Annotated in this window: 2 protein-coding genes; both read left to right on the top strand. The window is 62.5% G+C overall.

Features of this window, described 5'->3' with window-relative positions:
• Positions 1 to 453: hypothetical protein (locus tag ACX80I_RS17260; RefSeq protein ID WP_459346330.1), on the top strand; the 453-nt coding region annotated here is incomplete at its 5' end.
• Positions 454 to 914: 461 nt separating this feature from the next.
• Positions 915 to 2,198, top strand: coding sequence for a class I SAM-dependent methyltransferase (locus ACX80I_RS17255; RefSeq protein ID WP_459346329.1), 1,284 nt, complete (start codon positions 915 to 917; stop codon positions 2,196 to 2,198).
• Positions 2,199 to 2,612 lie beyond the last annotated feature (414 nt).

Here is a 2,612-nt window from a genome sequence, read left to right as displayed (position 1 = left end):
AGGATCAAACTCTCCGTAAATGCATTACAGACACAAGGACACCACCCGGGAAAACGGGCAACACCCCTGCACAAAATTCGAAACCAGCCAAAAAAACCAGCCACCACACACCGAGGTGCACGGCAACCAGCAAATTCAACCAATCAAAAAACAATCGGTATCAACAAACTTGGCACACTATTGAGTTCTCAAACAACAGGAACAAACGATTACTTGCAGGCCGCGCGCTTCCACGCTCTGTCCGGCTTGTTTTCCCTCGTCGTTACATTTACAGCTTATTTCATTCTCTTTTCCCTTGTCAAATCCCCCGCCGTGCCCTACAGGCCCCGCAAAAGAATTCGACAAAACAATCCCACCACAAATACAGGGCCTAATTCGATCCCGCATCAGAGCGCACGAACCGACCACTGGAATTGGAGGGGGTTGGTCACCCTCACCGGGGCAACCACATAACTATACGACCGCTCCACCGCCGAGGCAAATCAGCCTACGCCAGCCCCGCACCCCCGACAACAGATCCCGGGCCGGCTGTCCCTCACCTCGGGTTCGGCCGGGTCCATGCGTCGAATGCCGTCAGTACCTGCGCTGCCGCCCCAGCCCGCACCGGCGATTTCCTGGCGGCGCTGCTTCGGGCATCCCGGGTAGTGGATCGCCCACTCCGGCCCATACAGACACATGGCACCCGAGCGGTCTCCGGGACGCGTGCCTATAGGGAGCAGCCGTAGCGCGCGCCGGCACGATGGCGGGGCCTCTCGAGCAGAAGAACGGACTGCCGGGCGCCTCTCCTGGTTCTCTAGGACCGCGAATCCTTGCTGACGTGCGGCGCGACGATCGACGGCGCGACAGTAACCGCGCGGTCCCCTGACCTCGAGCCTCCTCTGGTTCCCGCAAGCAAGTCGTAGTAGACAGGGGGCATGGGCAGGAAAAAGGGAGTGGCACCACGCTTGGCCGAAGCCTTGGGCATCGTCCTGGGCACCGAAGAAATACCGATGAGGCTGCGGGCGTGGGACGGATCAGAAGCAGGGCCCCCCGATGCCCCCGTCATCGAGTTCCGTTCCCGGCGGGGATTGAGGCGGATGCTGTGGTCCCCGAATCAACTCGGGCTGAGCCGCGCTTATGTAGCCGGGGATATAGACGGACCCGGCGACCTCTTCAAGAGCTTCTCGGCGCTCAGCTCCGTGGGCAAGTTCGCCGAGGTGAAGGCTTTCCGCCCTCCAACGCTGGGTGAGCGTTCAAGACTGGTCCGGACAGCCATACGTATCGGTGCACTGGGACTTCCGCCCACGCCTCCGCCAGAGGAGATGAACGTGACCCGAGCCGGTCGGAAGCACTCCAAGAAGCGGGACGCTGCTGCTATTTCGCACCATTACGACGTGGGCAACGAGTTCTACGCGCTCGTGCTCGGTCCGTCCATGGTCTACTCCTGCGCGGTCTGGGAGAACGAGGATGTCTGCTTGGACGCATCCCAGGAGGCGAAGCTTGACCTTGTCTGCCGCAAACTCGGCCTTCGGCCAGGCATGCGGGTGCTGGATGTGGGTTGCGGCTGGGGCAGCTTTGCGCTGCACGCGGCTCAGAACTACGGAGTCGACGTCGTAGGTGTCACGCTCTCGAAAGAGCAGGCGGCTCTCGGGCGGGAGCGAGTGGCGAATGCCGGCCTCTCCGACCGCATCGACATTCGGGTGCAGGACTACCGCGATGTGCACGACGGGTTGTTCGATGCGATCAGCTCTATCGGCATGGCCGAGCACGTCGGCAGGGACCAGATCAGTAATTACGCGTCCCATCTGTACGGTCTGCTGCGTCCCGGCGGGCGCCTTCTCAATCACGCGATCTCCTGGAACGCAGGTGAGATGCCACCGGATCCAGACTCCTTCATCCCCCGCTACGTCTTTCCCGACGGTGAGATGCTCAGCCTCACCGTCATGATCGGCGCCCTTGAGGCGGCGGGGCTGGAAGTGCTCGACGTTGAAGCGCTGCGCCGGCATTACGGGCTGACACTTCGGGCCTGGGTGCACAACCTCGAGGAGAACTGGGACGAGGCGGTACGCCTCACAAGCGAGGGACGCGCACGGGTATGGCGGCTGTATATGGCATCGAGTGCACTCGGGTTCGAGCGGGGGCTGAACGGCGTGAATCAGATACTCGTGCAGCGCCCCGGAGGGGAAGAGCCTCCATTGCGGCGCCGGGAGTGGGTATGAAGAGGGCCATTGCTCGAACGGGATCTACACCGACAGGCAGCCCTCCCCTGTGGTTCATCCCCGAAGGGTCCAGTAGAGCCGGATCGACGGGAGCTTCTCCTCCAGTCGTCATCGCGCCACTCCACTTGCTGGCCTGACGGCGCCTTGTCGAGTCCGCGTAGACCGCGAAGCACGATGAGAACATGCGGAACAGCCTGGGCTGGTGCGGGCCGGTTCCTCCGGTGTGTGGTGGCGCGCTGTGGTGTGCCGGCTGTAGTAAGCACAGGCTGGGTTCTCGGGTGGGCGTGCCGACTGGTGCCGGTTCGGCGGGGTGGTGTGGTTTAAGTGGGGAAGGCCCCGCACCTGGTGGTGCGGGGCCTTCCCGTTGAATGGTTGTCCGGCGGTGTCCTACTCTCCCACACTCTCTCGGGTGCA

The sequence above is a fragment of the Arthrobacter rhamnosi genome, from assembly GCF_054510855.1.
The sequence above is the reverse complement of the archived record's forward strand: the minus strand, read 5'-3'. Positions and strand labels throughout refer to the sequence as shown.

Excerpts from the sequence above, each read along its gene's own strand:
- ACX80I_RS17255 (WP_459346329.1), top strand. The coding sequence starts at position 915 with ATGGGCAGGAAAAAGGGAGTGGCACCACGCTTGGCCGAAGCCTTGGGC.